This window comes from Devosia sp. (assembly GCF_030689745.1).
Taxonomy (GTDB): domain Bacteria; phylum Pseudomonadota; class Alphaproteobacteria; order Rhizobiales; family Devosiaceae; genus Devosia; species Devosia alba.
Genome location: NZ_JAUYGL010000063.1, coordinates 1 through 21,047, shown reverse-complemented (window position 1 = coordinate 21,047; position 21,047 = coordinate 1). Strand labels below are relative to the sequence as shown.

Annotated in this window: 25 protein-coding genes and 1 tRNA gene; 15 read left to right on the top strand and 11 right to left on the bottom strand. The window is 60.7% G+C overall.

Annotation, left to right across the window (positions count from 1 at the left end; genetic code table 11):
• Positions 1-713 precede the first annotated feature (713 nt).
• The 8 genes from Q8O80_RS05580 to Q8O80_RS05550 all read right to left on the bottom strand — a co-directional run bounded on the left by Q8O80_RS05580 (position 714) and on the right by Q8O80_RS05550 (position 9,261).
• Positions 714-1,766 (bottom strand): site-specific integrase, encoded by a 1,053-nt coding sequence (locus Q8O80_RS05580; RefSeq protein WP_305577800.1) that lies wholly within the window; start codon positions 1,764-1,766, stop codon positions 714-716.
• 556 nt (positions 1,767-2,322) lie between these two features.
• Entirely contained in the window at positions 2,323-2,595 is a 273-nt protein-coding gene (locus tag Q8O80_RS21515; protein ID WP_371136117.1) for a hypothetical protein, read from the bottom strand.
• A gap of 292 nt (positions 2,596-2,887) precedes the next feature.
• Complete coding sequence (locus tag Q8O80_RS05575; RefSeq protein ID WP_305577798.1) at positions 2,888-4,195, bottom strand: TRAP transporter large permease; 1,308 nt, start codon at positions 4,193-4,195, stop codon at positions 2,888-2,890.
• A complete protein-coding gene (locus tag Q8O80_RS05570; RefSeq protein ID WP_305577796.1) occupies positions 4,176-4,730 on the bottom strand; it encodes a TRAP transporter small permease in 555 nt (184 codons plus the stop codon). The genes Q8O80_RS05575 and Q8O80_RS05570 overlap by 20 nt, the downstream gene beginning before the upstream one ends.
• Positions 4,731-4,792: 62 nt before the next feature.
• Positions 4,793-5,806 (bottom strand): TRAP transporter substrate-binding protein, encoded by a 1,014-nt coding sequence (locus Q8O80_RS05565; RefSeq protein WP_305577794.1) that lies wholly within the window; start codon positions 5,804-5,806, stop codon positions 4,793-4,795.
• A 25-nt stretch (positions 5,807-5,831) separates the two neighbouring features.
• Complete coding sequence (locus Q8O80_RS05560) at positions 5,832-6,740, bottom strand: SDR family NAD(P)-dependent oxidoreductase (protein WP_305577792.1); 909 nt, start codon at positions 6,738-6,740, stop codon at positions 5,832-5,834.
• Complete coding sequence (locus Q8O80_RS05555; protein ID WP_305577790.1) at positions 6,737-7,561, bottom strand: enoyl-CoA hydratase/isomerase family protein; 825 nt, start codon at positions 7,559-7,561, stop codon at positions 6,737-6,739. The genes Q8O80_RS05560 and Q8O80_RS05555 overlap by 4 nt, the downstream gene beginning before the upstream one ends.
• The gene (locus Q8O80_RS05550; protein WP_305577788.1) at positions 7,558-9,261 is read right to left on the bottom strand and encodes an AMP-binding protein; all 1,704 of its coding nucleotides are present in this window, start codon (positions 9,259-9,261) and stop codon (positions 7,558-7,560) included. Before Q8O80_RS05550 ends, Q8O80_RS05555 begins: the two co-directional genes overlap by 4 nt.
• A 146-nt stretch (positions 9,262-9,407) precedes the next feature.
• Here Q8O80_RS05550 and Q8O80_RS05545 point away from each other — a divergent pair, with 146 nt between their 5' ends.
• The 3 genes from Q8O80_RS05545 (at position 9,408) to Q8O80_RS05535 (ending at position 12,168) form a co-directional block, all read left to right on the top strand.
• Positions 9,408-9,878, top strand: coding sequence for a MarR family winged helix-turn-helix transcriptional regulator (locus Q8O80_RS05545; RefSeq protein ID WP_305577786.1), 471 nt, complete (start codon positions 9,408-9,410; stop codon positions 9,876-9,878).
• Between the two features lie 452 nt (positions 9,879-10,330).
• Positions 10,331-11,596 carry a site-specific integrase gene (locus Q8O80_RS05540; protein ID WP_305577784.1) on the top strand — a complete coding sequence of 422 codons (1,266 nt, stop codon included), beginning with the start codon at positions 10,331-10,333 and terminating at the stop codon, positions 11,594-11,596.
• 329 nt (positions 11,597-11,925) lie between these two features.
• Positions 11,926-12,168 (top strand): hypothetical protein, encoded by a 243-nt coding sequence (locus tag Q8O80_RS05535; RefSeq protein ID WP_305577782.1) that lies wholly within the window; start codon positions 11,926-11,928, stop codon positions 12,166-12,168.
• A 25-nt stretch (positions 12,169-12,193) separates the two neighbouring features.
• On the opposite strand, the gene Q8O80_RS05530 is transcribed toward Q8O80_RS05535, so the two are convergent.
• Both Q8O80_RS05530 and Q8O80_RS05525 read right to left on the bottom strand, forming a co-directional pair.
• Positions 12,194-12,364, bottom strand: a complete 171-nt coding sequence (locus tag Q8O80_RS05530; protein ID WP_371136116.1) for an addiction module antidote protein — start codon at positions 12,362-12,364, stop codon at positions 12,194-12,196.
• 10 nt (positions 12,365-12,374) lie between these two features.
• Complete coding sequence (locus Q8O80_RS05525; RefSeq protein WP_305577780.1) at positions 12,375-12,803, bottom strand: Arc family DNA-binding protein; 429 nt, start codon at positions 12,801-12,803, stop codon at positions 12,375-12,377.
• A 124-nt stretch (positions 12,804-12,927) separates the two neighbouring features.
• Between Q8O80_RS05525 and Q8O80_RS21510 the strand changes: the two genes are divergently transcribed.
• The 12 genes from Q8O80_RS21510 to Q8O80_RS05470 all read left to right on the top strand — a co-directional run bounded on the left by Q8O80_RS21510 (position 12,928) and on the right by Q8O80_RS05470 (position 20,505).
• Positions 12,928-13,149, top strand: a complete 222-nt coding sequence (locus Q8O80_RS21510) for an Arc family DNA-binding protein (protein ID WP_371136115.1) — start codon at positions 12,928-12,930, stop codon at positions 13,147-13,149.
• Positions 13,142-13,801, top strand: coding sequence for a hypothetical protein (locus Q8O80_RS05520; protein WP_305577778.1), 660 nt, complete (start codon positions 13,142-13,144; stop codon positions 13,799-13,801). Before Q8O80_RS21510 ends, Q8O80_RS05520 begins: the two co-directional genes overlap by 8 nt.
• Positions 13,801-14,034, top strand: coding sequence for a hypothetical protein (locus Q8O80_RS05515; RefSeq protein WP_305577776.1), 234 nt, complete (start codon positions 13,801-13,803; stop codon positions 14,032-14,034). Before Q8O80_RS05520 ends, Q8O80_RS05515 begins: the two co-directional genes overlap by 1 nt.
• Positions 14,031-14,219 carry a hypothetical protein gene (locus Q8O80_RS05510; protein WP_305577774.1) on the top strand — a complete coding sequence of 63 codons (189 nt, stop codon included), beginning with the start codon at positions 14,031-14,033 and terminating at the stop codon, positions 14,217-14,219. The genes Q8O80_RS05515 and Q8O80_RS05510 overlap by 4 nt, the downstream gene beginning before the upstream one ends.
• A 10-nt stretch (positions 14,220-14,229) precedes the next feature.
• A complete protein-coding gene (locus Q8O80_RS05505; protein ID WP_305577772.1) occupies positions 14,230-15,045 on the top strand; it encodes a helix-turn-helix domain-containing protein in 816 nt (271 codons plus the stop codon).
• A gap of 135 nt (positions 15,046-15,180) precedes the next feature.
• Entirely contained in the window at positions 15,181-15,771 is a 591-nt protein-coding gene (locus tag Q8O80_RS05500) for a hypothetical protein (RefSeq protein ID WP_305577770.1), read from the top strand.
• Between the two features lie 8 nt (positions 15,772-15,779).
• Positions 15,780-16,310, top strand: coding sequence for a hypothetical protein (locus Q8O80_RS05495; protein WP_305577768.1), 531 nt, complete (start codon positions 15,780-15,782; stop codon positions 16,308-16,310).
• Positions 16,294-16,626 (top strand): hypothetical protein, encoded by a 333-nt coding sequence (locus Q8O80_RS05490; protein WP_305577766.1) that lies wholly within the window; start codon positions 16,294-16,296, stop codon positions 16,624-16,626. The genes Q8O80_RS05495 and Q8O80_RS05490 overlap by 17 nt, the downstream gene beginning before the upstream one ends.
• 1 nt (position 16,627) lies before the next feature.
• Positions 16,628-17,155 carry a hypothetical protein gene (locus tag Q8O80_RS05485; protein WP_305577764.1) on the top strand — a complete coding sequence of 176 codons (528 nt, stop codon included), beginning with the start codon at positions 16,628-16,630 and terminating at the stop codon, positions 17,153-17,155.
• A gap of 371 nt (positions 17,156-17,526) precedes the next feature.
• Positions 17,527-17,841: a phage tail assembly protein gene (locus Q8O80_RS05480; RefSeq protein WP_305577762.1), complete on the top strand. Its 315-nt coding sequence runs from the start codon at positions 17,527-17,529 to the stop codon at positions 17,839-17,841.
• A 131-nt stretch (positions 17,842-17,972) separates the two neighbouring features.
• Positions 17,973-20,216: a phage tail tape measure protein gene (locus Q8O80_RS05475; protein ID WP_305577760.1), complete on the top strand. Its 2,244-nt coding sequence runs from the start codon at positions 17,973-17,975 to the stop codon at positions 20,214-20,216.
• A 7-nt stretch (positions 20,217-20,223) separates the two neighbouring features.
• Positions 20,224-20,505: a hypothetical protein gene (locus tag Q8O80_RS05470; RefSeq protein ID WP_305577758.1), complete on the top strand. Its 282-nt coding sequence runs from the start codon at positions 20,224-20,226 to the stop codon at positions 20,503-20,505.
• 419 nt (positions 20,506-20,924) lie between these two features.
• On the opposite strand, the gene Q8O80_RS05465 is transcribed toward Q8O80_RS05470, so the two are convergent.
• A tRNA-Arg gene (locus tag Q8O80_RS05465) sits at positions 20,925-21,001 on the bottom strand.
• Positions 21,002-21,047 lie beyond the last annotated feature (46 nt).

Here is a 21,047-nt window from a genome sequence, read left to right as displayed (position 1 = left end):
CAGGAACGCCATCGTTGGGCACCCAATTACCTCAAACTCAGCGCCGAGCCTGCTCAAAACTCTGAATTGACCCCGCCCCTATGGCAATGCCGGCTCACTACCCATTTTGCGGGTGTCCAACTGACATTGTCGAAGCGAACGCCAGCATCACATCCGGGAATGCCGGTTTGGGGAACGGATGGCTCAAGCTGACCGGCGTACTGGAGCGCCATTGCGCCCGGCGCCTCGCCGGAGTCTTGATTGAGGCTTGTGGCGACTGAGCCTGCGGTGCGGAAAGGCTGCGGGGCGGATGGGCGACAGCATTGCTGATCGCACGATGAGGGTGGTGTTCGATATCGCCTAAGAGCTCCTGGAGCTCCCAGGATCCTTGCAGGCGATCGATAACGCCTAAGAGCTCCTGGAGCTCCCAGGATCCTTGCAGGCGATCGATAACGCCTAAGAGCTCCTGGAGCTTCACCAGTTCACAATGACCATCAATGAGGCCAATGAGCCTTCGGCGCATGCCCTGGTCAGAGCGGCCGACGGCGCTACGCCCTGTTGGTCGAGGGCAGCGGCCACGGCACTCATTGTGCTCTGGAACACTCGCCTTGAAATTGGAGGGGGACATCGCCTGTGCGAGCGAGCCACGGGCGATGGGCGGTGGTCGCTAGCGTCCATGGATCTTCTTTATCTGAGGGTGCAGACACCACACAGCCTGGCTGATGTAGCCGGTTTCAATACATCTCTGCTGCGTCACGCTGAAAATCGGGATGATGGTGACCATAGGTCTCAACGAGCGTCTGTTCAGTCATCCCAAGAAACCCCGACAATTCCCAGGTCCTGGCACCAGCCTGCATACCCCAGGTTGCGCGGGTGTGCCGCAGGACATGAGGGGAAACGTCTTCAATCAGCGCTACCCCGCAAGCGGCTGCGAAAGCTTTCTTCGGGTCTTTTATGGGATTGCCATTCTCGTTTATCACAAAGATCGCCCCTGGTGCGCGCTGGCGTGCGCGGCGGAGGTGTCCCAGCAGCTTGCGCGGGATGCGAATGCGCGGGCGCCGCTTCCTGGTGCGCTTCCTACCGGGCAGTTGCCAATCGATGAGACCGGCGATTAGATCAACCTGATCCCAACGCAGTGAGCTGATCGCGCCCTTCCTCGCCCCGGTATGCAGTCCGATCACCAAAAACAACGGCAGATAACGTCGCGCTCTCGGCGCCTGCCTTGCAGCATGCAACAGGCGGGCCGCTTCGTTCTTGGTAAGCCAGCGCTCTTTGGGTTCGGGTCGATCCGGCAGGTGAACGACCGGGGTGCGCGTCAAACGCCCTTCGGCATGTGCGTGATTGATTGAAGCGCGAAGCACGCCCAGTTCACGCCTCACCGTGCCGTCGGAGCGTCCGCGCCACTTGCCGTAGTCCTCGCACCTTTGGCGTGTCACCGCAGCCACCGTCCTGCCGGCCCAGAATTTGACCAGCGGCATCATGGCGTAGCGAATGCGGTCTCCAGCCATGACCTTCGCGGCTCTTTCGCTAAAATAGTCCTCAAGCAGCTCAGTGACCAGGACATCGCCTGGATTCCTTGGCGGCGAGCTTTCACTCGCGATGGCATGAGTGCCCTCAGTATGCTCCGCATTTCCCGGCTTGGTCGTACCGGGATAAGGCCGCTCAAGTAGCAGCGCTTGTTCGTCATCCAAATCCCTCAACGGGCCAGATGCAGAAACGCCCAATGCCGCTTCTGAAGCAAATGCACGCGTGAACGCACGGTCTGTGATATCGAATAGGGTAGCCACGGTGTTCTCCTGGAACGCTGATGGTCAGGGCCGACAGGAGGTGCGAACTCTTGTTCGGCCCGTTCTTTAAGGTATACCGGGGGCTACGATAAGTCAATATCATATATGTGCTATATACGTTTTGGAGTAGCCCCGTGGGTCGACCTCAGCAGTTCCCGAACAAGCTTTTGATAGGCTTCACCGAAGCCCAGCTCAAATCCGTAGACGATTGGCGCCGCACGCAACAAGATATTCCAAATCGTTCGGAGTCCATTCGAAGGTTGGTCGAAATCGCTCTGGCCGACGACAAACGAGTTGAGGAATAAGTTCACCACCGGGCTTGGTCGCATGCCAATCTGGCCTTGCCAGACCATTTGGAAAGCACGCCGTGAAGCGCTTGATTGTTCCCGACAAGACAATCACGAGGCTGTCGGGAACAAAATGGAGCGTGTCGACAAAACCGCCAATAGTACTCAAGGCACCACATTTCTATGGGGCCGATTCTTCAACGGTTCTTGGGTCAATATGGCAAGTTTGCGAAGAACTCCGGGTAGACACGACTAAGTTTCCATAACCCTCATTTAACGCCGCCCGCAGTCGATCTCTGTAAGCCGATCGGAACGCTCACCGCACGCTCGCCATGGCCACGCGGGGGGCCTCCGAGGATCGGCACGCCCAGAGGCATCAAATTTTCCCCCAGCAAGTCGAGGGTCGTCATGGTTCCACTCGGCTTGAGGTCGGTGAACTGGTCCAAGGCAACGCCAGCGATACCAGCGAGGTGACCTGCCCTGGCGCAAGTGCACGGGTCGGGTTGCGATCTGACAATCGGCAGTGCCAATTTGACCGCCATCCTTACTGCCTTTCCGCAATACTCAGCCCCGAGCATTGAAAAGGCCGGCGTCACGAGCCGGGATGCAGGCCAGGGCGGCAGCATCTCCCCCAGGCGTTTGTCGACAACTGCACCCTTACAGGGCACGTCGCCACAACGTGTGATCGCACAGCGCTTACGCCGACCTGGTCAATGGTGACTTGGCTGACCCATCGGCAAGCTGGCGACGTCCACGCGTTGATTGCCCAACGAAGCTGCAATCGCCGTTGGATGTTTACTATCCTGCCCGCCCCGTGACGACGCCCAGGTCAAATCACCCCATCGTCTGGGGCAGAAACAGGACCAGCGCGGGGAAAAGGATCAGGATAGTCAAGCGGATGATGTCGGTGACCACGAATGGGGTCACGCCACGGAAGATCGTCACCAGGCTTACGTCGCGGGCGATGGACTTGATGACGAACACATTCATGCCGACCGGCGGCGTAATAAGGCCGAGCTCGACGGTCATCACGATGATGATGCCGAACCAGATGGGATCAAAGCCCAACGCGACGATGACCGGATAGACGATCGGCACCATGAGGATGATCATCGCCATGGCGTCCAAAAAGCAGCCCATGACGATGAACAGCGCCACGATGAGCCCTAGAGTGCCATAGGGGCCGAGGCCGAAGTCGATGAGGATTTGCGTCAGCTTTTGCGGCACCTGGGTCACGGCCAGGAAGTAGCCGAACAGGATGGCGCCGATCAGGATGGTATAGACGGAAACCGAGGTGCGAAGGGCTTCGACAAGGCAGTCCAGCAAGGAGCGAAAATCGAGGCGCCGGCGGACGAAGCCGATCAGCGCCGTCAGCACTGCGCCGACAGCGGCTGCTTCGGTTGCGGTGGTGATGCCGAGATAGATCGAGACGATCACGGCGATGAACAGCAGCAGCACGGCCCAGACCCCGCGCATGGCGTCGATGGCCTCACTCAACCTGAATGGCTCACCAGCGGGTAGGTGCCGACCGTACCAGAGGCGCACTGTTGCAAGATACATCAGGACGGCCAGGGTCCCAGGGATAATGCCCGCGATGAAAAGGGTGCCGATATCCTGCGCGGTGATGTAGCCATAGATGGCAAGCACCACTGAGGGCGGGATCAAAATGCCCAGCGTGCCGCCAGCAGCGATCACGCCGGTGGATACGTCGTCGCCATATCCCGCGCGCTTCATTTCCGGATGAGCGATCTTGGTCATGGTCGCGGCGGTAGCGACCGAGGACCCGCAGATTGCCGAAAAGCCGGCGCAGGCCCCCACGGTCGCCATGCCGAGCCCACCCTTCATGGGGCCCAGGATCGAGTTGGCAGCCCGAAACAGTTCGCGGCTCATTCCAGAGCGGGTGGCGAGGACGCCCATGAGGATGAAGAATGGAATAAGCGTGAGATTGAAGTCGGTAATGGTCCGCAGCGGCGAGCTCGACAGCAGGTTGAGCGCCGGGCCCCACCCCGTGATCAATCCAAACCCGCCCACTCCGACGACGCCCATGGCGATGCCGATCGGCACGCGGATCAGCATCAGCGCGAAAAGCATGACGAAACCGCCCAGGGCGATCAGATTGGGATCAATCATGGCGCTGTTCATCCATTTCTTCGCCGGGGACGGTTTCGTGCGGTTCGAGCCCTTCACCATGGTAGAGGACGCGCCAGAGGCGAATTGTCGTGGTCAACAGGGCCATTGCCAGCCCAAGCAGGATCGCCACCAGAAACGGCCAGTGCGGTAGTCGGAGGTCCATGGTCAGTTCGCCACGCGGCCATTGCGACAGCAGGCGTCCGCCAATCTTCCAGAACATGCCGGCAGTAAAGACGAGAAGGACGAACCAGGCTGCCGCGTCGAACCACTTGCGAACATGGGGCGGCATCATCTGGGCCAGCAGGTCGACCTTGATGTGACTGCCGCGAAAGCCAACGGATGCAAATCCCCACATGACCGCCACCGCGAGCGCAAGACGGGACAGGTCGAACGCATCCGGCACCGGTCGCGCAAACAGGTAGCGGCCGATCGCCGAAACAAAGATGAGCACGGTGACGAGGCCGAGCAGGATCGCGGCAACCCGCTCCACGAAATCAACGGCACGCATCGAGCCACCTTCGCGCCCTTCGCCTGGTGATCCTGACATGATCTTGCCTCCCCCTTGGTAGATGTCGGGAGGCGAGCTCCCCCGACATCTCCCCCTTACGATCAGTACGATGCGTCGTTGGCCTCAAGCGCCTCGATCAGTCCGTTCCAGACCCGTTCGGCGTCATTGCCGGCGGAAGCTACGTCCTGGAGGGAACTGTCCTTGGTGGACTGGGCCGCCGCGCGCCAGAGCGAGATTTCCTCGTCTGTTGGGGTGTAGACCTCGTGATCGGGGCTCTCGATCATCTCCTGGCGGACGCCTTCGTCATAGACGGCCCATCCCTCCGAGAAGCGCTTTGACCAATCCGGCGTGCAGTGCTCGTCGATCACCGTCTTCTGGTCATCGGTGAGGCGGCCGTAGCTGTCGAGGTTGAACAGCATGACCTGCGAGGACAGGTAGAGCGGCATGTCGTTGTGGAACTTCGTCACTTCGGCAAGGCTGAAAACCTTCATCGCCTCGTAGGGAATGGTGACGGCATCTGCAGTGCCGCGGGCGATGGCTTCCCGCGCTTCGGGCGCTGGCACCTGCACCGAGGAGCCGCCGAGCGAATTGATGAAACGGGCCATCGTCGAGTGCGCCGGGCGCACGTTCAGCCCGTTGACATCGTCCGGCACCCGGATCAGTTGGTTGCCGTGGAATCGTCCCGGATTGTGCGGATTGACGAGACAGAAATAGACGTCGCTCATCTCCGCGTCGGCGTAGTCGCCCGCATACCACTCGTGAATGGCCTTGCCGGCGGCCGGCCCGGTGCTGGCGAGGAACGGCACGCCGGTCAGCTCGTAGATCGGGAAGCGGCCGGCCGTATAGCCGGGGTTCACATAGCCGATGTCCACAATGCCATCGCGCGTCATGTCATAGTGGTCCGCGGCGGCGCCAAGCTGCTGCGCTGGAAAGATCTCGAACTTGATGGTGCCGTTCGAGGCCGCGGTGATGGACTCGGTCCATTCGACCATGCCAGTTTCGGCCACGGCATGTTGCGGCGGTAGCCAGTGTGACAGCCGGAGCGTGACCTCCTGGGCATGCGCAGCCAGGGCCGTCGCCAGGATGGCGGTGGTTGCAAGCAGCAGTCTCTTCATTTTCAGTCCTCCCATTGTGGGCCTTTCAAGGCTCCAGATTTAAGTCGACACCTACCCCCTGTCGGGCATCCGCAAGCGGCCCCTCCAGAGCGTCTGCGAGAGCATCGGCGGTCCAGCCGCCGGTGCGAAGGCGGTGAGCCGCCTCAACCGGATGTGCCCAGATGGACAGCCGGTCACCCCCGATCCCTATGCATTGTCCCGTCACGTCTGCAGATCGCTCCGAGGCGAGATAGACAAAGGCCGCGGCCACATTCTCGGGGCCACCTATGCCCAGGTCCTGCCGCAGCTTCTCCGGCAGCGCCTCGCCACGGGCCATCATTTCGGCAAATGGCTTCAGGGCTGAAATCGTGTCGGTCATGGCCGTCAATGCGTTTGGGACAAGGGCGTTAACGGTCACCCCGGCGCGAGCAAGCTCTAGCGACCAGGTGCGTGCAAGGCCGGCGATACCGGCTTTGGCCGCCGAGTATGCGGTCTGCCCGAAATTGCCGCGCTGACCGGCAATGGAGGAAACAAGGATCAGCCGGCCGCCTTGGCCCGCTGCCCGAAACTGGCGGGCAGCGGCACGCGCGCAGGTGAAGGTGCCGCGAAGGTGTGTTTCAATCACCGCATCGAAGTCTTCATCACTGGTGTTCCAGAGCGTGCGGTCCCTGAGTATCCCGGCATTGCAGGCGACCACGTCCAGCCGGCCAAAACTCTCGATGGCCATTGCAACGCCCTCCTCGGCCGAAGACGACGGGCCGATGGCTGCTACATGAGCGACGGCCGCACCGCCCGCCCCACCGATCTCGTTCACAACAGATTCGGCGGCATCCGCGTCCATATCGTTCACCACGAGGCTGGCGCCCGCCCTCGCCATCGCGAGCGCCGCTTCGCGGCCAATTCCCCGCCCGGCCCCGGTAATGAAAACAACCCTTCCGTCCAGCCGGATGCTCATCGACCCACAAACCTCGCCTTGCGCTTTTCCATGAAGGCGCGGGGCCCCTCGCGTGCATCTTCGGACTGCACGACGACGTCATACGCCTCATCCTCGAAACGGAACCCGTCCTCGAGGCTGGCTCCGGAGGCCCGTCTGACGGTCCTTTTGATTTCCCTTATGGCCACCGGGCCGTTGGCGGCGATGGCCTGGGCCATCCGCATTGCGGTCGGCAACACCTCCTGCTGGGGGACAACCCGGTTGATGAGGCCGATGGCAAGCGCCCGGTCCGCGTCGATGAAGTCCCCGATCAGCAGCAGTTCCATGGCCACGGCGTAGGGAATCTGCCGGGGCAGACGGACCAGCGAACCGGCAAACGGGATCAATCCACGCTTGGCCTCGGGCAGGCCGAATATGGCATCTTGCGCGGCGATCCGAAGATCGGTCGCGATCATCGTTTCCATGCCTCCGGCGAGACAGGCGCCATTGATCGCGCAGATGATAGGCTTGTCGATCTCGACATTGCGAAGCGCGGATCGGTCCATGATGGTGCGATCTGCCGCGATGCGGTGGTCCCACTCCGTCTCGGGTTTTCGAGCGCCCGTCAGCAATGGCAAGGTCAGCGCCAGGTCTCCGCCGGCACAGAAGGCCCGTGTGCCCGCTCCCGTCAGAACCATGACGCGCAGATCGTGATCGGCCGAGAAGCGCTCGAACGCATCGGCAAGCCTGCACGCCATCTCAGGGCTGATCGCATTGCGCGCGGCCGGGCGGTTGAGTGTCAGCACCAGGACATGGCCTTCGCGGTCCTCGAGCAGATGCGGCTCGTGATCCAAGGCCGTCATGAAACCGTTCCTTCCTTGATCATGGCCTCTGCAAGCGCGCGAAGCTCGACCTTCCTGACCTTCCCGTTGGCCGTCTGGGGCAACCGCTTGAGCACAGCGACATAGCGTGGCAGCTTGTGCCGAGAGATCGTCTGGCGACACCAGTCGCGGATAGCCGCTCCATCGACATTGCGACCATCGCGGGGCACCACGAAGGCGAATATCTCCTCGCCAAGTTCGGCATCAGGCACTCCGACCACCTGTGCCTCGGCGAGGTCTTGATGCCCCAGAAGATAATCCTCGATCTCGACGGGGTAGATGTTCTCCCCGCCTCGGATCAGCATGTCCTTGATGCGGCCCACAATCCGCAGGTAGCCGCCCTCGTCCAGGGTCGCGATGTCGCCGCTGTGCAACCAGCCCTCCTTGTCGATTGTCTCGGCAGTGCGCTGCGGCATGTCAAAATAGCCGGTGGTGACAAGAAAGCCGCGGACAAGTAACTCGCCTTCCATTCCAGTCGGCACCGTCGCTCCGGTGGACAGATCCGCGACGCGAATTTCCACATGCGGTAAAGGCACACCGGCGGTCGTGACCTTTATGTCCAGCGGATCATCAGGAACTGTCTGGGTGATGATCGGGCTGCACTCGGTCATCCCCATGATGATGACCGGCTCGGCACCGGCGCGCTCCCGCATCTCCCGCATGAGGCTTGGAGGAATCGCGGTACCGCCCGTATAGGCGACACGCCAGCCCGACAGATTGCGGCGCCCTTCTGCAAGCGCAGCATCCTGCATCATGCGAACATACATGGTTGGTACGGCGTTGGTTATCGTGGCCCCATGCGCCTCCATCAGGTCGAGCATGCGCGCTGCATCAAAGCTCTCCATGGCAACGAGACAGCCCCCGACGGCGGCCATGCCGATCACGTTGCACACGCAACCGGCGGTGTGAAAAAATGGCATGGCCGATACCATCACATCGGTTTCGCGGTAACCGGCGCGGTGTCCGGCAAGCCTGGCATTGTTCACGGTGCCATAATGGGTGAGCATCACGCCCTTGGGCTTGCCCGTCGTGCCGCTCGTATACTGCATCTGCGCAATATCCCGCGCGCCGACCGTTGACATGCGCGCGTCAAGCTCGGCCTGATCGACCGCCTTGCCTCCATCCAGGAATCCGTCGAACCCCATTGCCCCGGCGATGGGCACACTTGCCAGTTGCACGAGGCGGCGCAGGTCGGGATATGCGGCGGCGTCGACCTTGCCATTGCGGGATGCTCCGTCGAGCATCGCGCCGATCATCTCGGACACATCAAAGCCGCGATACTCGCCGACGACGAACAGGCTACCGATGCGACCCTGGGTGAGGAGGTAAGCCAGTTCGGCGCGGCGGAAGGCAGGATTGACCGTCACCATTACGGCACCGATCCGGGCGAGCGCATATTCCAGCAGCACCCATTCCGGCCGGTTCGGCGACATCACGGCAACGCGGTCGCCATGAGCGACGCCCATCGCCATCAGCGCCTTGGACACCTGGTCGACGCGGCTGTCGAGCTCGGCATAGCTCCAGCGAACCTGGATTCCACTATCCACCTCGTCGAAGACAATCGCCGGCCTGTCGGCATGGCGCGCGGCCTGTTCGCGCAGCAGCGCGCCGAGCGTGATGTCGCGCAACGGGAGCCCATCGGTTTCCGCGGTCCAGTGCGACACTCCCGGCCTCATCGCCATGCAGGCAGCTCCCAGCTGTTTGCTTTCTGGACACGATCGCGCAAAAGAACATCAGGTTGCGCCGGCACGATCCACTATTACGTTCGACATCAAATAGTTCTATGTCGAACAATATGGAAGATACGACACGGGTCAAGGAGAATCGAATGACTCAACCCCAGGCTGAGGCTATGCCGTCGCCAGAAGACGATGCTGATTCCGCGCAGAACATGCTCGGCTACAAGCTCCGCATGGCCCAGATCCTGGCCTTTCGGGCCTTCGAGGCAAAGCTCACCCGGTATGGTCGGGCGCCGCGCTATCTTGGCCTGCTGGCCACGATAAGGGCTGACCCCGGTTTATCGCAGAACCGGCTCGCCGATGCCGTTGCCCTGCGCCGGTCAAGCCTCGTGAACATTCTTGATCAGCTGGAGGCCGACAATCTGCTGATCCGCAAGCCGTCGCCAACCGATCGGCGGCGCAATGGCGTGTGGCTGACTGAAAAAGGGCAGCAAACCGTAACCGCCCTTCTCAAGGAGGCGGCGCTTGAAGATGCGCGAATGACGAAGGATCTCACCAATGACGAGATCAAGGCGCTTCACACCATACTCGCGCGTGTCATTCACAATTTGCAGGTATGAAGATCGCAACCAGCCCAAGTCGCATACTGTCCCCCATGTTGCGTTCATGTCGCGCGGAGTCGCTGAGGGAGTCGAGAAAAAGCCGACCTTGCGCCTGTCCACAGGCCCGTCGCCGTCCCAATGGAGGGCTGCTCCTACTTTGGTCAGCCCCCAAATCTGAGGGCGGTGAGGAGTTCAAGAGTCAGTGGTCGCCTCAGATTTGGGTGCTGCGCCCAAATCATCATTGAAATTATTGGTGCACCCGACACGATTCGAACGTGTGGCCTCTGCCTTCGGAGGATTTCGGTTGTTGGTTTTCGGGGGTGCGCTTCGGTTTTCTTATGTTGTCTAGTGGATTGATTTGCAAGGTATTTTTGCCAACTAACCGCGTCTGACGTTTTCCTGCATCTTCCCTAGTTTCCAATTTTGTGGTGAGTATCTGGTGAGTAGGATTGCCAAAGCAGAGGTTTCGAGTGCCCAAGCTCACCAAGACGATTGTCGATAAAGCAGACCTGCGCGCCAAGCAATATACGCTTTGGTGCTCCGATCTGAAGGGCTTCGGCGTCTATATCCACCCCACCGGCAAACGGGCCTATTTCATCGACTATCGGGCCGACACCGGGCGGCGCCGGATGACGATTGGCACCCATGGCGCCATCACCACGGAGCAGGCCCGCAAGCTGGCCATCGAAACGATGGGCGGCATCGTGCTGCAGAAGGATGATCCGCTGCTGGAGCGCAAGACACGCCGGCGCTCAATGACCATTGCGCAGCTGTGCGACCAGTATCTTGATCATGCCCTGCGGGGGCTGATCCTGGGGAAGCGCGGCACGCCCAAAAAGGCATCGACGCTGGCAATCGACCAGGGCCGGATTGAACGGCATATCAAGCCCCTGCTTGGCCGCAAGCTGGTGATCGACCTGGCTCAATCTGATATCGCCAAGTTCATCCGCGACGTGACCGCCGGCAAGACAGCGGTCGTAGAAAAGACCGAGAAGAAGCGCGGCAAGGCTATCGTTGAGGGCGGTAGCGGCACGGCGGCGCGGACCGCAGGCCTGCTGGGTGGTATGCTGACCTACGCAATCGGCGAAGGGATTCGGCCCGACAACCCCGCGCACGGGGTCAAGCGTCCGGCCGATAAGAAGAAGGAGCGCCGCCTGTCGCCGCAGGAGTTTTGCGCACTCGGCAAGGTACTCGATGCCGCTGATGATGAGCTGTGGCAGGGGCTGGCCGGCATTCGGCTGCTGATATTCACCGGATGCCGGATAAGCGAAATCACGAAGCTACGCTGGGCCGAGGTCGATATCGACGGCGAAATGCTTCGGCTGGGTGACACCAAGGAGGGTGCATCGCTCCGGCCCCTCACCGCCCCGGCCATAGCTGTCTTGAAATCGCTGCCGCGCGACGAGCGCAATCCCTGGGTGCTGCCGGGCATCCGCAACCCCAAAGGCCACTACGGTTCACTCAACAATGCCATTGAGCGCCTGGCAGAAAAAGCAAGCCTGACCGATGTGACGGCGCACGTATTGCGCCATACATTCGCGTCGGTCGGGGGCGATCTGAATTATTCCGACGCGACAATCGGCACGATCATCGGCCATGCGGGGCATGGCATTACCAGTCGCTATGTTCACCGGCTGGATTCGGTGCTGGTCGCGGCGGCAAACAGGATCGCGGCGGAAATGGATGGGCAACTAGCCGGCAGACCCGCAGTGGCGGCAGCTTTAGCTGTCGGCTAATTTGGGGCGCCAGCCGGCCCCGGCAACATTGTTGTCGAGCCACCCGAATATGACTGCAGGGTCCATGGAATAAATGGCCTGGCAGTAGCTGCAGTAGCGTACCGCCGGCATATGGGCGTCTATCAAGGCGCGGCTCGCCTCGGGGATACGATGGAGCTGGCCCGCGGTCAGCGACCATTGTGGTGCGGATGCGGCGCTGCAATCCGTGCTGGGGCAGGCTTTCCGCCTCATGGAAATATCCCTTGTTGCAGGTGAGAACCTAATTCCACCTATTGGCGGACCATGGTCGCAATCATATCGTCAGTCTGCATAGGGGTGAGGAGGTTGCAATGGTTATAGCTACGCAGATGCAGGTTGTTGCGGCAGGGCCGGACGGTGTGGAGGCCATTGCAGGCTACCTGCAGGAGGATCGGGGCGGCTTCGCCGCATGGGATCGCGATACTCGATGGCTCGGGAAAAGCGAGCGCCACCGCTTTCCATCCGAGCAACAGGCGTTAGCGGCCATCCAGCGAGCCTATGAGAAGGCCGAGGGCACGACTGTGCGGCTAGTGAGAATGGCGGCCGCCCAGTAAAAACCGCTGGAGATGCCAGGCGCGCCTAGGCGGCAATCGTCATCTTGAGTCCGAGGGCGTGCACCACCTTGAGGACGGTGGCGAATTCAGGGTGCCCGTCTGGGGATAAGGCCTTGTAGAGGCTGGCGCGGCTAAGGCCGGCCTGCTTTGCCACCTCGGTCATGCCTTCGGCGCGAGCAACCGTGCCCCTGGGCACGTTTCCACCACTATTTCCTTTCGGCGATCATGCGCTTGAGGCGCTGCACCGCACTGGAAACTTCATCCAGCTTCTCATCGATAAAATCGACATAACTTTCAGGGTCATTCGTGCTGCCATCGGCAACCAGCAGGCTTGTGAGAGACGCCTCCAGCCGCCATTTGACCTCATCTTCCAAGGTGCCGTTGGCCAATATTGCCTGATGCTCCAACGCATTCCTCACATCGTTCGGAATGCGCACCATTTCATCGATCTTCGCGTGGCAGATATCCACTTGCTCGGCAAGGTCATCCCAGGTGCCGAGGCGATACACGATCTCTGAGTTCATCGATCGACTGTTCTTGCGGGCGGATGCTTCGACCTGCGCTTTCAGGTCAGGCTGCATACGCAGCCCGAACGGCGTGATGTTTGCTGTCAGTTTTCGTTCGTCGTCAGCCATGTTTCGTTCACCCGCAGAACCCTAGCGACATATTGCAGCTAAAAGGGCTTGACGCCATAACTACAAAATGTCGTTATGGCTAACAAATGGCTTCATTTTGTAGCCATGCCCAAGCGGAGTTAATATGACAATTCCAGTCGCCCTTCATCTGACAGTGCGAATACCGTCCGATCTGCGCAACCGCCTGCGCACCAGCGCCACCACGAACCGCCGATCAATGAACTCGGAGATCATCCACCACCTAGACTGCGCCCTCGAAGCTCAGAAAACGAAAGGCGCGGCCGGGAGTGCAATCCCGCCGCGCCATGATCACACCCAAACCGACGAAGGAACAGGCAATGAATAACCAGAGCAATACCACGTCAAAAAGGTCGCGCCAAGATCGTGTCACGATCCCTGCGTCCGACCTGCTGGATATCCTCGATCGGATCAGCGAGGGACGGCGCCTAGCAGAAGCCTGCTGTCAACTGGGGGTGGCCGGAGACGCTGACGTTGCGATTATCAGTGCTGTCGGCCAAGCCGCAGATGCCGCACTCGAAGCCGCCTATGAAACAGCGGATACGCATCGTTTGGCGCGCGTGAAAGGTGGTGACACCCCCAGCGTCAAGGCATCAGGCCCCAATGTCTATGATGTTGCGGATGCCGACCTCGGGGCAATGAGCCCCCTCCTGCTAGCGGCACTTTATGACATGCTTCACGGCCAATACAATCTTGCCATCGCCATGACCTCCCAACCGCGATGCAATTTGGATGGAGAGTTTGCCGGTTACAACGCCGCAGGCGTAGCCATAGAGTCATTCTCCAACTTCCTCTTTGACTACATGTGCAAAGTCATAGATGCGGCGCGGGAGTATTGCTGCGAAGATATAGTTGAGGTCGATATCCGGGCGCGTTTGCTGCTGCGCTATGAGGTCGAATATGACGAGGAGCTAGTTACTTTTCTGGCGAGAACGTCCGACTCGATTGTGCGCACCTGCGGTAGGGCGGAGGTGCGCTGATGTCCCCCCTCAAGCCCCGCCTGCGCCGCCGGGAGGCCGCTGCCTATTTACTCGATGCCCATGGCGTTCCAGTCGCCGTGGCCACCCTGGCCAAGATGGCGACGGTCGGCGGCGGTCCCGCCATCACCTATTTCGGTCGAATCCCGCTCTATGCACGGGGCGATCTCGACGCCTGGGCCGGCCAGAAGCTCGGTCAGCCCGTGGCCTCGACTGCCGGAAAGGCGGTGTCATGAGCGATGGCCTCACCGATCCAGACAAGATCGCCGCTGCGGCGCAGTGGCTTGCCGACAATTGGCATGTTGCTCCGCAGCCTTTTACGCGCACCCTGCGGGAGATGTTCGGCCTGGCGTTTCCTGACGCCTGCAAGGCCATGGCCGAGGCCAAGCGCATCCATGAGCGGGCGGATGCAGTCCGTTAGGGTGCTTGCCATGAGTGTCAGGGCGCTAACTTGGGCCGCCGGCCAGAAGGCGGGAAGCGGCAATTTTCGCGCCGTGCTGTGGGTGCTGGCAGACAGGTCAGATGACCATGGCGTGTGCTGGCTCGGCCAGCAGCTTATCGCTGAAATTGCCGAGATTTCGGAGAGGACGGCACGGGACGCACTGCAGGCTTTGACCGAGCGCAAATTGATTACCCGGGAGCGCCGGCAGCGCAAAAGTGGGTCTCGCACGTCCGATCTAATTCGCCTCAGCATACCGGCAGATTTTGCCGTTAGGCGCGTCAAAAAAAGCGAGACGTTACCGGCGAAATCTGCCGGTGACCTACCGGCAAATACTGCACGAGTTACCGGCGAAATTTGCCGGGGATACTTAAAAGAAGAAACTAAACCCCTTAACCCCTTAAAAGCGACGGAGGCCGATATGGCCATTCGTGACGTTCTCACCGACATCGGCGTGAGTGCCGATACGGCAGAGGCGTTGATGAACGCATACGCCTTTGCAGGACACCCCCTCGACATTGAGACCGTCAAGCCACTGGCTCGAAACCTGGACGGTCCCGAACCGGATCGGCGCGCACGGCACCTGCTGGAGAATGGGCTTGGGAGGATCGGTGGACGCCGATCCAGTCGCGCCCCAGCCCAGGCGCCAGCGCCAGCCCAGGCAATGCGGCGCGTCAATCGGGAGCTTGAGCCCGACCTGTGGCGGCGCTGCTGCGAGGCTTCTAGCCATCCCTTGACCATGACCGGCAAAGACGGCGGCTGGCCGTTTGATGCTGACCTGGTCGACGGGTTTGAGGCTGTGCCGTGATGACCGGGCCGCGTCCCTCACCCCACCACCCCCTGGTTAGGGACCGTATTTCCGGTCTCGCTCGCTGCGGTGCGGATGCGGCCCGAGTTCCGGTCAGTTTCTCAAGGAAAAACAAATGGTTAACAGGGAAACACGATGAGCACTCCGGTTAACAGCGTCCGCGTCTGGTGGTCAATCGGCCAGATCGCCACGCGCGACGGCGTGAGCAAACCGGCCGTTAGCAAGGCTGTGGCGAAACTGGTGCGTGACCATGATTTGCCGGTTCGTCGTGACGGTAGGAGCAGGGTCGAGAGCGTCAGTGTTGCCCACTACGATCACCTCCGGGCGGAGTATTCCAGTTCCGAGCAAAGTGTCATTCCACCTGTGGTCACGGAGCAACCTGGATCGTCAAACGAGTCCCGAGACGAGGCCCTACGGCAGGAGGCGTGGCTCCGCCTGGGTCGGGCACAACTGGACCACCAGAAGGAGGCCGGCCAGCTCGTTCGTGTCGACAAGCTCATCGAGGCGCTTGGGGTTGCCGGGCGAACCATACAAAACGAGATCAATCGTTTGGCCAACAAGGCGGACGACATTGCACTTGCCGTTTCCAAGGAGGGTACAAGCGGCGCCCGCATAGCGCTCCGCACAATCGCGACTGAAATCAACACGGCCGTCGCCGCCGCTCTGGAAAAAATCGCGGCGGCCGCGCCAGAGCACGATGCCGCGTCAGAAGCCGACCCCGACTAGCGGCCGCCATGAACCCCGCCCCAGACAGCATCGCTGAAATTGTCCGTGTCGCCTATCTGTTGTCGGTGTCGAACGATCCCGGCCTGCGCCAGGTCGGGGCCGCGTTGACGGTATGGCTTGAGGGTGGGTGCAAGGGGTCACTCGAGGCGGAGCTGGGGCTCCGCCAGCGGGGCGGTGTCAGCCCAGGACGCAAAATGGCACTGGACGCTAGGAACGCCATGCTGTGTCGCCTGGCGCGTGATTTGCCCGACTGGGCGAGCCTCGCACCTGGCGCAGCCGCGCGGCACATGCGCAGCTCATTTGATCAATACCACGCGTCACGCTGGCCACGTGAGCGCGACAACATCGACAGTCCAGCCGCCGAGCCGGCTGCAACGTGGTGGCGTCTGCTGCGAAGCGAAACGGCCGTTCCCAACGTCAAACGCCTGCAGCAAATTCTCGCTGATGGAAATTCAATAGGGCGTTTGAATTTCCCGGCGGCGCCTTCATCGTCGTGTTCGACCAACGACACAAAGGTGAGAAATGACCTCCAAACTTGACCTGAAGCGGCTCGATATTTTGAAGGGCATAGCCAAGCGTGAGAACGGGGCTCTGAGTGAGGCCCGCAAAAATGTAAATGAACTCTACAAGCAGCTTGCCAAGGCAGACGACGAGATCGCCCGACAACGGCAATCCCGTGGTGGTGAGCCGGCCATCAAGGCGCTGGAAGCCAAGCGCGCGACCATCCTTGCAAATATAAGCGATGCCGAGGCCGCCACAACTCCACTGGCCGAACGTGCCGACACGGCATTGGCTTTGCCTGAAAACTGCAGCCGCTGGATTGCCCAGCAGGCCGCGATGGAAGGGAGTGTCTGACTTGTCCCTCTTTTCAAAGGTAAAGCCGAACCTTAACGCTATTCATGACGCCTCCCGCGCCCTGGTGAGTGGGGTGGAATTATTGCGTCGACAAATCCAAGAACTGCGGGAGCAGCGCCGCACAACGTCGCTGGCACCGGTCGATGAAGCTGAGGCCCGCCGTAGGCTGGACAGCTGGGTCTCCGATATGCGCGGTCAGGTACTTGAGCAACTTTCTCCGGCAATGTTCACGGCTCCGGACTACCAGCCCAGGACGCCGCCGGCCAACAGCCCGATCACCACTAGCGCGATCGCAGTGCTGCTCGGTGAGATGTATTCGGAGCTGATTGCTCGGCAATACTCTCAGGTCAGTGGCATCACTGACGATGAGCGCAAGGCGGCGCTACGCCAGATCGATGCCGATATCCTGGATGCGGAAATGACCGAGGAGTCCATCATTCGCAATGCCGAACAGGCAGGGATCAGCATTATGCGCCGACGCGATGCCGACCCCCGTGCCGTGCTGGCCTTCGATGCAGATCTTCCTTGAGCATCCAAAGAGCAGGAGAACAGTCAGTGAGCATCCTAGTCGACACATACTTCGCCACACATTCGCCCCGAGCTGAGGCGTCCAAAACTTCGCCGTTACCTGGTCTAGTAGCGCCACTAGCTGGTGTTCCCAAAGCCATCCCAGCGGTCATCACGAACACTGCCGCGCCCGGAGATTTGGCGGACGCGAAGCTGAAGGCGAGTCTAGCTGCCATCGCAAGCAGGCGTGCCTCGGCAAAGCAAAGTCGTCCTGCCGCAAGCATCGCACGTTCGAGCGACGGCAAGGCCTGGGAGAGGGGTAGACGCTGAATTTTTCAGCTCTGCCACCACATCCGCCCGACTAAGTTAAACCAGGTTTCGAAAGGACCGATTATGCCAAATCACCCCCACACGATAACTCTCACCAAGCCCATCCTGCACAATGGGCAGAGCTACAGCGAACTCGCTTTTTCCCGCGAGATGCAGATGCGTGACATGTTCGCCATGGACGAACATGAGGGCCAGACCCGGCGCACAGCTGCGCTCTACGCCTCAATGGCCGATGTGCCGTTCGAAGTGATCGCTCAACTCAATACCGCCGAAATGGCGCTGGCGGCGCAGGCGGTCGCCGCTGTCTCGGGAAAGCTATCAGGCGCCGCGCCGATCAGCCCGCCGGCGGCGAGCGGTGCAGCTGGTGCGACGTCATAGCTGAGATCGCCCACTATCTGAACACGCCGGTTCCGACCGTTATGACCATGACGGTGGAGCACGGCCTGATGTTTCACAAAAGCGCCATGCGGATCGCAAAGGCGCAGCGCCGCCGAACGTAGGGAAATGACATGGCAAAGCTCGAAAGCAAACTCGTCGTATCCCTTCAGAACAAGGTTTCTCGCAACGCGCGTGAAGTCGAGCGCAGTATTGATGGCATTCACGCGGCCGCCGACCGCCAGGCGCGAGCCATGGCCGATGCGCGTGGGCGCATGTTTGATGCCGTCGCGATGGGGTACGTAACCTACCAGGCGCTCTCGCGGCCGATAGGGGCGGCGATTGCCTTCGAAGCCAAGCTGGAGGACATTCGGCAGAAAGCAGACTTGACGCGAGGTGCCATCACCGAATTGGGTAAGGAAGCGCGCCAGGTTGGATTGGATACCGCCCAGGGTGCAGCCAATATCAGTGGTGCTATTGATACGCTGATCGGCAGCGGCGCCGTTACCCCCGAACAAGCCATTGTTGTGGCAGAGCCGCTCGGCATGGCGGCGACGGCCTATGACGCAGTTCCGACAGAAATGGCGGAAGCGACTGCGGCGCTGATTGGCAATCTTGGTATTGCCGCTGCCGAGATGGAACATGCCTACGACATCATGGCTCAGGGCGGAAAAGAGGGGAAATTTGAGCTTCGGGATATGGCGAAGGAGTTTCCGGCCGTCACCGCCGCCGCCAAGGCTCTGGGCATTCAGGGCACGAAAGGATTAGCCGACCTTGTGGCGTTGCTTGAGGTGGCGGCTACCGGTGCGGCGAGCGGAGCGACCGCCGCCAACAACATGTCGAACTATATGCAGAAGATCATGGCGCCGGACTCGATCAAGAAGCTCGGCGCTGCCGGTGTCGACATCGTTGCCGAAATGAATGCCGCCGTGGCTGCGGGGCAATCGCCGATGGAACGTTCCCTGGAGATTTTGAACGAACTCACTGAGGGCGGCAAGCAGGAGCTGATTGGCCAGTTCTTTTCCGACAAGCAAGTGCAGGAATTCATCCGCCCGCTGATGACCGGCATGGATGAGTATCGCCGGATACGGGATGAGGCGTTCGCGGCCGATGGTGTCGTCTCTAGGGATTTCCAGGAACGTCTGAACACTCCGGGGGGCGCTATCACCCGATTTGAGGCGTCGATTGAAAACCTCAATATTGCGCTTGGCACGGCGCTGCTGCCGGCGTTGACCGATTTCATCCAGTCAGTAACGCCGATGATCGATAGCGTTTCCAGTTTTGTCGATGCCAACAACAAGCTCGTCGCGGCTGTTGTCGAAATCACGGCCGCCCTGATCGGGTTGCGACTGTTGGCAGCAACCGGCGGCTACCTCAAAGCCTTCATGGGGATGGGTGGCGGATTGCCTGGGCTTGGCGGCGGCAGGGGCAGTGGGGCACGTGGTGCGGCGGGTGGGGCGCGGGGCGTCGGCGGTGGCGGTGCTAATTTGGGCGGCCTGGGCATGGTCGGATTGATTAGTGGTATTGGCGTCGCCAGCGATATGGCGGCGTTTCAGGACGCTGTCAGGGCTGACGGCGGTCAGGCGTGGCTGGCGGCCCGCGATGCGAACGACAAGGCAATGAATGACTGGTTGCGCGAGGTCGATGTCGGAGGCTTCAAGCCGTTCGCGGCATATGAAAGCCTGGTGAAGGCGGTTCACGGCGGTGATGAGGTTGTTGAAAAGGCTAGGCCAGCGGCGGAGGCCCTGGCCGACTTGAGACACGAGATTGCGCGGGTCAAAGAGGAAATTGTAGGAATTCCGCCGCCTGCATTCGATGGCGCCATGGATACAGCGGCGCCACTACGAACAAACTTGGCCCGGCTTGAGGGTGAGCTTGCCATGCTGGAGGCCAGTGCGGCAGAGTCAGGTGCCAATATCGGGGACGGGCTGCAGAATGGCATTTCGCTAAGATTGCCTGCAGTTGCTGCCGAAATGGCCAATCTTATGCAGCGGCTTCGAGTGCTTGCAGGCGCCGGTGTCAACATTCCGCTGCGCGTCACGGGGCCACAGACCAGAGTGTTTGACACGTCCCTGCCGCATTTCGCCAAGGGTGGTGCGTTTAGTCCCGGTTGGGCCGTGGTGGGCGAGGAGGGGCCAGAAATTGTTCGGTTCGGGGCCAGCGGGTTCGTTCATACAGCCAGAGACACAGCTGGGATGTTGGCCGGCCGAGAGGGCAGAATTGGAGGGCCAAGTACAATCTCCATCCACATGGGCGGGGTCACCGTGCAGGGGGTGGCCGATCCACAACGCGCAGTGGACCTGATGTTCAGCCAGCTTGAGGAACGGGTAAATGACGCCCTCGACGGCATCCATGCCGACATTGAATTTGCAGGATAGATCATCGATGTCGGATATTACGAATATCTCAGACCCTGCCGTTGCGGACCTCCACGGCCAGCTCATAGCCCTGACCACCATGTTAAAGCTGGCTTTGTCGCTCCATATTGGCAAACTGCCAGAAAGCGAGCGCCTGGCAGTTTACGCCGGACTGGATCGAGCGATTAATGGCCCGATTGAAGGCGCGGATGGGGTGATGTCCACCGATGCCGCGCTGTTGGCGTTCGAGCATATGCGCACGATGCTCACCGATATTAAGAGCACCGTCACAAGATTGACTGAGCGCTAGATCTTTTTCAGAAGCTTCCCATCGCGCTCTTTCCTGGGGCGCAGTTGCTGCACTGATACCATGGCAGCGTCGAACGCTCGCTGCACCTGTTGATCCTCCCCGACTTGGCTACCGTGGCCCCCTCGAGGCTCGTCAGAAGGCTTAAGGACGCACAGCGCCCGCATGCGCTTGATACCCGCTCGTGTGACGAAATGCCGACGCCCGATCTTCTCGATCACTAGCCGACCCCGCGCGGCCTCGGCCCGCAAGGTCGCAGGAGAGATGGTGCCTCGAAAAAGTATTTGGCATGCCTCGGCTAGGGTCAGAGGCTCATCTTCGTCTGTCATCAATCACACCTGAGAGTGCGTCCGACTGGTGAGTATTTGGTGAGTTGCCCGCCAAGGCGGCTAGGGCCATTTGGCCTAACTCATTGAAAGTATTGGCGCACCCGACACGATTCGAACGTGTGGCCTCTGCCTTCGGAGGGCAGCGCTCTATCCAGCTGAGCTACGGGTGCATCCGTGACGCGGGGGCGGGGCCCCGGCTGAACGGGCGCAAACTAG